The sequence below is a fragment of the Mesorhizobium sp. M7A.F.Ca.CA.002.15.2.1 genome (assembly GCF_003998715.1).
Classification (GTDB): Bacteria; Pseudomonadota; Alphaproteobacteria; order Rhizobiales; family Rhizobiaceae; genus Mesorhizobium; species Mesorhizobium ciceri.
Window position 1 is genome coordinate 1 of record NZ_RZPI01000197.1, and the last position, 8,319, is coordinate 8,319.

The 8,319-nt window shown below is 65.2% G+C and carries 5 protein-coding genes; all 5 read left to right on the forward strand.

Features of this window, described 5'->3' with window-relative positions:
- Nucleotides 1-2: 2 nt before the first annotated feature.
- The gene (locus ENZ74_RS13540) at nt 3-1,232 is read left to right on the forward strand and encodes an efflux RND transporter periplasmic adaptor subunit (protein WP_281059705.1); all 1,230 of its coding nucleotides are present in this window, start codon (nt 3-5) and stop codon (nt 1,230-1,232) included.
- A 3-nt stretch (nt 1,233-1,235) separates the two neighbouring features.
- Complete coding sequence (locus ENZ74_RS13545) at nt 1,236-4,379, forward strand: efflux RND transporter permease subunit (protein WP_063168600.1); 3,144 nt, start codon at nt 1,236-1,238, stop codon at nt 4,377-4,379.
- Nucleotides 4,380-4,391: 12 nt separating this feature from the next.
- Nucleotides 4,392-5,882, forward strand: a complete 1,491-nt coding sequence (locus ENZ74_RS13550; protein ID WP_063168599.1) for an efflux transporter outer membrane subunit — start codon at nt 4,392-4,394, stop codon at nt 5,880-5,882.
- A 143-nt stretch (nt 5,883-6,025) separates the two neighbouring features.
- Nucleotides 6,026-7,111 (forward strand): histidine kinase dimerization/phosphoacceptor domain -containing protein, encoded by a 1,086-nt coding sequence (locus tag ENZ74_RS13555; RefSeq protein WP_063168598.1) that lies wholly within the window; start codon nt 6,026-6,028, stop codon nt 7,109-7,111.
- 224 nt (nt 7,112-7,335) lie between these two features.
- A partial coding sequence (locus ENZ74_RS13560; protein WP_164761023.1) for an ROK family transcriptional regulator occupies nt 7,336-8,319 on the forward strand: 984 nt, incomplete at its 3' end.

Genomic DNA, 8,319 nt, shown 5'->3' on the forward strand with positions numbered 1-8,319 from the left:
GTCTGGCGCCCTGGACCGCGATGTTCGCATCCGCCTTTCTGCTGGCGGCCTGCTCGCAGGAGAGCAGCGCCCCCGCAGGCATGGGCGCGCCCGGCAAACCGGAAGTCGGCGTCGTCACCCTGCATCCGCAATCGGTGGCGATCACCGCCGAACTGTCGGGACGCACGGCGGCCTCGCTGGTTGCCGAAGTGCGCCCGCAGGTGAACGGCATTATCCAGCAGCGCCTGTTCAAGGAGGGCAGCGAGGTGGCGGCTGGACAGCCGCTCTACCTCATCGATCCGGCGAGCTACAAGGCGTCCTACGATAGCGCGGTCGCCGCACAGCAGAAGGCGGAAGCGGCGGTGCCTACGGCGCAGGCCAAGTTCGACCGTTATGCCGGCCTGTTGAAGCAGAACGTTGTTTCCAAACAGGATTATGACGATGCCGCCGCCACGCTGGCGCAGGCGCAAGCCGATGTCGCCTCGGCCAAGGCCAGTGCCGAGACGGCGCGCATCAGCCTCGACCGGACCTCCATCACGGCACCGATCGCCGGGCGCATCGACAAGTCCACGCTGACGCCGGGCGCGCTGGTGACCGCGAACCAGGACACGGTGCTGACCACCATCCGTGCCCTCGATCCGATCAATGTCGACGTCACGCAGTCGAGCACCAACCTGCTCAATCTGCGCCAGGCGATCTCGGAAGGGCGGCTGAAGTTCAGCGGGCCCAATGTCAGCGTGAAGCTGAAGCTCGAGAACGGCACCATCTACACGCAGACCGGCAAGCTGGAATTCGCCGGCGCCAATGTCGACCAGACCACCGGCACCTTTGCGCTCAGGGCCGAGTTCCCCAATCCCGACCGCCTGCTTCTGCCCGGCATGTATGTGCGGGCACTGGTCGAGGAGGGCGTTGCCCAGAACAGTTTCCTGGTGCCGCAGCGTGCCGTCAGCCGCAACACCAAGGGCGAGGCCACCGCCATGGTCATCAATGCGCAGGGCAAGGTCGAGACGCGCGTGCTCGCCGTGCGCAACAGCGTCGGCAACAACTGGCTGGTGGATTCGGGTGTCGGCGACGGCGACCGCGTCATCGTCGAGGGCATGCAACTGGTGCGCCCCGGCGGCGATGCGACGGGTGTCGAAGTGACGATCGACGAGACGACCGGCGAGGTCAAGGACCGCGGGCAGAGCACGTCCGCCGCACCGGCCGCGTCCAATGCGGCGAAACCGGCGCCTGCCGCCGCGACCGGGAACTGAGCGATGTCACTATTCTTCATCAACCGGCCGATCTTCGCCTGGGTGATCGCCATCGTGATCATGCTGGGCGGCCTCCTGGCGCTCACCTCGCTGCCGATCTCGCAATATCCGCAGATTGCGCCGACGACAGTCAACATCAGCGCCACCTATCCGGGCGCCGACGCGCAGACGGTCGAGAACTCGGTGACCAAGGTCATCGAGCAAGGCATGACCGGTATCGACAATCTCGACTACATGACGGCGACGTCGACCTCGACCGGTTCGGCCTCGATCACGCTGACCTTCACCACAGCGGCCGATCCCGATACCGCCCAGGTGCAGACGCAAAACAAGCTGCAGCTGGTGCAGTCGCAGCTGCCGCAGGTGGTGCAGAGCAACGGCATCACCGTCTCCAAATCCTCGACCGGCTTCCTGATGGTCATCGGCTTCGTCTCGACCGACGCCAAGATGAACTCGACCGATCTCGCCGACTATGTCGACGCCACCGTCAACGACACGCTGAAGCGCGTCGAAGGCGTCGGCTCGACGCAGCTGTTCGGCTCCGGCTATGCCATGCGCATCTGGCTCGATCCGGACCAGCTCGCCAAATATGCCCTGATGCCGAGCGATGTGGCGACCGCCATCGAGGCACAGAACACGCAGGTTTCGGCCGGCCAGCTCGGCGGCCTGCCGGCGCGCAAGGGCCAGCAGCTCAATGCCACGGTGACGGCCAAGAGCCGGCTGCAGACCGCCGAACAGTTCCGCAACATCATCCTGAAGAGCCAGACCGATGGCTCTCTGGTCCGCCTCAACGATGTCGCCACCGTCGAGCTCGGCGCCGAAAGCTATACGACGCAGGCCAATTACAATGGCAAGCCGGCGGCCGGCGTCGCCGTCAATTTGGCGACCGGCGCCAACGCCATCAACACCGCCGAAGCGGTGCGTTCGACGATCGCCCGGCTGAGCTCGACCTTCCCGCAAGGGGTCGAGGTCGTCTATCCCTACGACACCTCGCCTTTCGTGCGGCTGTCGATCGAGGAGGTGGTCAAGACGCTGGCCGAAGCAATCGTGCTGGTGTTCCTGGTGATGTTCATCTTCCTGCAGAATTTGCGCGCCACCATCATCCCGACGATCGCCGTGCCGGTGGTGCTGCTCGGCACGTTCGGCGTGCTGTCGCTGTTCGGCTATTCCGTCAACACACTGACCATGTTCGCCATGGTGCTGGCCATCGGCCTCTTGGTCGACGACGCCATCGTCGTCGTCGAGAATGTCGAACGCGTGATGCAGGAGGAAGGCCTGTCGCCGAAGGAGGCGACGCGCAAGTCGATGCACGAAATCACCGGCGCGCTGATCGGCATCGCCACGGTGCTTTCGGCCGTGTTCGTGCCGATGGCTTTCTTCGGCGGCTCGACCGGCATCATCTACCGGCAATTCTCGGTGACCATCGTCTCGGCGATGGTGCTGTCCGTGCTGGTCGCCCTTGTGCTGACGCCCGCACTTTGCGCCACCATCCTGCGGCCGCCCAAGGACCATGCGACGCAGACCGGCCCGTTCGGCTGGTTCAACCGTGTCTTCGATCGCGGCACGCTTGCCTACCGCGACGGCTCGCACGGCATCATCAACCGATCCTGGCGCTTCCTCGTCGTGTTCCTGGCCATCGTCGTTGCCGTGGGCTGGATGTTTGCCCGGCTGCCGAGCTCGTTCCTGCCGGAAGAGGACCAGGGCATCCTGATCACCAGCGTGCAGCTGCCCGTCGGCGCGACGCAGGATCGCACGGAGCGCGTGCTGGCAGAAGTGACCGACCATTATCTCAACCAGGAGAAGGACGCCGTCGACGGGGTGTTCACCGCCTCCGGCTTCGGCTTCGGCGGCGCAGGGCAGAATGTCGGCATCGCTTTCGTGCGGCTGAAGGATTTCGACCTGCGCAAATCGCCGGCTTCCGCCGCGCAGGCCATCGCCGGCCGTGCGATGGGCGCGTTTTCGAAGATCAGGGACGCGCAGGTCTTCGCGCTCGCGCCTCCCGCCATCCAGGGCTTCGGCAACACCAACGGCTTCGACTTCTACCTGCAGGACGTCAACGGCGCCGGCCATGACGCGCTGATCCAGACGCGCAACCAGCTTCTGGCCCTGGCCGGGCAGAGCAAGGTGCTCGCCAACACAAGGCCCAACGGCCAGGAAGACCAGCCGCAATTCTCGGTCGACATCGACCAGGAGAAGGCCAGCGCGCTTGGCGTCAGCCTGGCCGACATCAACAACACGCTTTCGACCGCCTGGGGCAGCGATTACGTCAACGACTTCATCGATCGCGGGCGGGTGAAACCGGTCTATCTGCAGTCGGACCCGAACTTCCGCATGCAGCCGGAAGATTTGGACAAATGGCAGGTCCGCAACGCCAGCGGCGACATGGTGCCGTTCTCGGCCTTTGCCTCCAGCCACTGGACATTCGGCTCGCCCAGGCTGGAGCGCTACAATGGGTCGGCGGCGGTCGAGATCCAGGGCGCGGCGGCCACGGGCGTCAGCTCGGGTGCCGCCATGGACGAGATCGACAAGCTCGTCGCGCAACTGCCCGCCGGCTATTCGCACGAGTGGACCGGGCTGTCGCACCAGGAGAAGCTTTCCGGCAACCAGGCGCTGTCGCTCTATGCGATCTCGGCGCTGGTCGTGTTCCTGTGCCTGGCCGCACTTTATGAGAGCTGGTCGATCCCGTTCGCGGTCATGCTGTCGGTGCCGATCGGCATCTTCGGCGCGCTGCTGGCGGCCAGCCTGTTCGGCCAGTCCAACGACGTTTATTTCAAGGTCGGCCTTTTGACCACGATCGGTCTCGCCGCCAAGAACGCCATCCTCATCGTCGAGTTCGCCATCGAGCGGCAGGCCGCCGGGATGGGGCTGGTCGAGGCGACGCTGGAGGCGGCGCGACAACGGCTGCGGCCGATCCTGATGACGTCGCTGGCCTTTATCCTCGGTGTGTTGCCGCTGGCGATCGCCAGCGGTGCGGGCTCGGGCGCGCAGAACTCGGTCGGCATCGGCGTGATGGGGGGCATGATCGCGGCGACGGTGATCGGCGTCTTCCTGGTGCCGCTATTGTTCGTCACGGTGCGGCGCATCTTCAAGGGCAGGGCGGCCAAACCAGATACGGGCGAGACGCCGGTGACGGCCACCCAGCAATAAGGAAAACTTCACATGACAGGTTTGGAACGTGGCTCGGTGGCCGCGAGGCGGCTTCTTGCGCCTATGCTCACCGCTGTCCTGCTCGCGGGATGCGTCGTCGGTCCGGATTATCAGACACCGATACTGGCAATGCCGGCGAATTGGAGCGGCCAGAAGCCGACAAAGCCTGCCCAGCCGGCACGACTGTCAAAATGGTGGCAGCGGCTACGCGATCCCGAGCTGAACACGCTTGTCGAGGAAGCGGTTGCCGGCAATCTCGATGTCGCCACCGCCAAGGCAAAAATCCGCGAGGCGCGCGCCAGCTATCGCCAGAGTGCCGGCACATTGCTGCCTTCGGCCGACGGCTCCGGCTCGGCCTCCCGCAACAAGTCGGCCGAGACCACATCAGGCTCTGACGCCACCTACAGCGAGTACCAGGCCGGCTTCGATGCAAGCTGGGAGCTCGACCTGTTCGGCGCCAACCGGAGGGGCGTAGAGGCCGCGCACTACGGGCTGAACGCCTCGCAGGAGGAACTGCGCTCGACGCTTCTCACCCTGGTCGGCGATGTCGCTTCCTATTATACCCAGGCGCGCGGCTACCAGGCCCGCATCGCGCTCGCCCGTCGTTCGGCCGCGTCGCAAAGACAGACCGCCGAACTTACCCGCACCATGGCGCAGGCGGGCACGGCGACCGCCGCCGATGTCGCCAAGGCAATGGGTCAGGCAGCGAGCACCGAAGCCGCCGTTCCGACGCTGGAGGCAAGTTATGCGCAGGCCGTGCATCGTCTCGCGGTGTTGGCCGGCCGGCCGCCTGCCTCGCTCAACGAGCGGCTGAAGCGGGTCGCGCCCATTCCTGCACCGCGCCTGCCGATGCCCACCGGAATTCCCGCCGACCTCCTGCTATCGCGGCCCGATTTGCGCATGGCGGAGCGCCAATATGCGCAATATACCGCCAAGATCGGCCAGGCCGAAGCCGCCCGCTATCCCTCGGTCAGCCTGACGGGAGACATCAGCACGGCGGCGCTGAAGCTTGGCGATCTCGGCAAGAATTCGTCGATCGGCTGGTCGTTCGGGCCGACGCTGAGTGTGCCGCTGTTCAATGCCGGCCAATTGCAGGCGGCCGTCGAGGTCGCCAAGGCGCAACGCGATCAGTATTTCATCGCTTACCGGTCTTCGGTGCTGACGGCGCTCGAGGATGTCGAGAACGCGCTGGTGCTGTTGTCGCAGGAGCGCATCCGGATCGGCAAGCTCGCCTCGTCCGCGAAGTCCTATGGCGAGGCGGCAAGTCTCGAAGGCACGCTCTACAAGGCCGGCGAGACAAGCCTCCTCGACGTGCTCGACGCCCAGCGCTCGCTCTATTCGGCCGAGGACTCGCTGCTGCAAAGCCGCGTCCTGCTGGCGACCAACTACATCGCCCTCAACAAGGCGCTCGGCGGCGGCTGGGATGGCGCGGTCGACAGCGCCAAGCCGGAGATCGTCGACGTCAAGACCGGTCCACGGCTGGCGTCGAAGCCGGCCTCCTGAGGCACTCTCAGGCAGCGGCGTCAATTCGGCAGACACGCCGCCATCGCCGATGCGGGGCGTGAAAATGCGGACTCCATGTTTGGCGATGGCGGGGTGATCGCATCGCTGTTATTGATGGTGCCCACACAGCACAGGCGCCGCAGATGACATCCGATACACAGAAGGCCGAAGCGGTCGGGCAGCTGCTCGAAACGCCGGACCTTGCCAGCGCGCTCGAAAGCGAACAGTTCAAGAAGTTCCTCGACCAGGTGCCGATCGCCATTGCCGTCTCGGACCTGGGTTCGAAGGAGCGTGTCGTCTATGCCAATCCGGAATTCGAGAAACTGTCCGGCCTCAAGGCGGCGATGCTCGCTCGCCAACACTGGGCGGCGCTTTCCGGCACCGGCCTGCACAAGCAGAAGGACCGGCCGCTGTTCGAGGCCGTGGTCGAGGACACTGATTTCATCGGCACGTTCCGGCTGGAGCGGAAGGAAGGCCAACCGACTATCGTCGACGTCTATTCCAACGTCATCGAGGACGACAATGGCAAGGCCTGCTTCCGGCTGGTGGCGCTGGTCGACGTTTCGGCCCATGGCGAAACCGAAGATGCGCGATCGATCGACGAGCGCATCCGTGAGAAGGACACGCTGCTGCGCGAACTGCAGCACCGGGTGAAGAACAATCTGCAGATGATCACCGCGCTGATCCGGATGGAGACGCGCAACGCGGCCGAACCGGACCAGAAGCGTTTCGAGAGGCTGGCGGGGCGCGTCGATGCGCTGGCGATCCTCTACCAGACGCTGTCGGGGGACGATGGCAAGGATGAGGTCGATCTTGGTGTCTATCTCAGCCAGATCGCGTCGGCGGTCATGAACTCGCATGCGGTCGAGGGCATCCGCCTCGACATGAAGGTCGACACCTATCCGGTGTCGATCAATGTCGCCATGCCGACCGGGCTGGTGGTGAACGAACTTTTGACCAATGCGCTCAAACATGCCTTCCAGGGACGTGACGGCGGCACGATCACGCTGCACAGCATCGTTGACGGCGATGGCTGCCGCATCGTGATCGCCGATGACGGCATTGGCCTGCCGGACGGCGAGAGCTGGCCCAAGCGCGGCAAACTCGGCGCGCTGATCGCCCGCTCGCTGACCGAGAATGCCAAGGCGGAGTTCGACGTGACGTCGAGCGCCGGCGAGGGCACGCGGGTGACCATCCTGTTCAAGCGCTCGGCTGCCACCGCCCCTTAGCGCGCGGGAGCCAAGCGGCATAGGTGGCCGTCTCCGCTTGGCTGATCTTCGACCTACTCATGACGGCCTTGCCTTCCCCGCTATCTCCCTTCGCGTCAATGCCCCTACTCCAGCGGCAGGGTAGGGTGAAAGCCAGGTGCATCGATGCCAGTCGCAAGCCGCGCTTTGCCGTGCTTGACAGGCTTAATTAATTTATTAACATTAGAAAATAATAGGGAGGAAGAATGGGCGCGCACCACGGAGCGATCCTGCGAATCCTGCGCGACGACGGTCCGCAGTCGCGCGCCGAACTGGCGCGGCGCACCTCGCTGTCACCCACCGCCCTGACCCATCTGACGGCCCATCTCCTGCGGGAAGGCACCGTGGTCGAGCTCAACCAGGCCACTGCCGGCGATGCACCCGTCGGCCGGCCGGCGATCGGCGTCGCGCTGGTGCCCGACGCCCTGTCCGTGGTTGGCGTGCACATTGGCGCGGGAACGATCGACGCGACCATCACCGACCTCAGGGCCGCCTCGAAAGCCATGGCCTCGCAGCATTTCGACACCGCCACCAGCGAACCCGCCGCGGTGATCGGCATGGTGGTGCGGATCGTCGAGCAATTGATCAAGAAGACCGGCGTCGACCGTTCGCGCCTGATCGGCCTGGGGCTCGGCGTGCCGGGACCGGTGGACACCAAGCGCCGCCGCAACCTGCAGTCGGTCAATTACGACTGGAAGGACGTGCCGTTCGCCGACGAGCTCGAAACGGCGCTGCGCATGCCGGTGGTGGTCGAGCACAATGTCAGCGCGATGGCGCTGGCGGAATCGCGCTACGGCATCGGGCGCGACACGACCGCGCTGCTCTACATCTATCTGCGCACCGGCCTCGGCGCCGGCCTGGTGATCAACGGCATGCCGTTCCGTCCCGGCGGCTACGGGGCCGTCGAGCTCGGCCATGTCCAGGTGGTCGAGGATGGCGAGCGTTGCGCCTGCGGCAATGTGGGCTGCCTGGAGACATTCCTGTCCGAACGCGCGCTGGCCCGCGCCGCCCATATCGACACGCCTCATCCCAGGCGCCTGCTGGCCGCGGTGGAGAAATATCCCGACGTCTGGAACGCGGCGCTCCGGCATCTGACGACGGCCATAGCGACGGCGACCAATTTGCTCAATCCCGATCTGATCGTCTTTGGCGGTCACCTGGCCGAAGCCCCGGAAAGCTTCATCGATCAT

What these genes read in the sequence shown, in the direction of transcription:
- ENZ74_RS13550 (WP_063168599.1), top strand. Translation starts at nt 4,392, where the DNA reads ATGACAGGTTTGGAACGTGGCTCGGTGGCCGCGAGGCGGCTTCTTGCG.
- ENZ74_RS13555 (WP_063168598.1), top strand. Translation starts at nt 6,026, where the DNA reads ATGACATCCGATACACAGAAGGCCGAAGCGGTCGGGCAGCTGCTCGAA.
- ENZ74_RS13545 (WP_063168600.1), top strand. Translation starts at nt 1,236, where the DNA reads ATGTCACTATTCTTCATCAACCGGCCGATCTTCGCCTGGGTGATCGCC.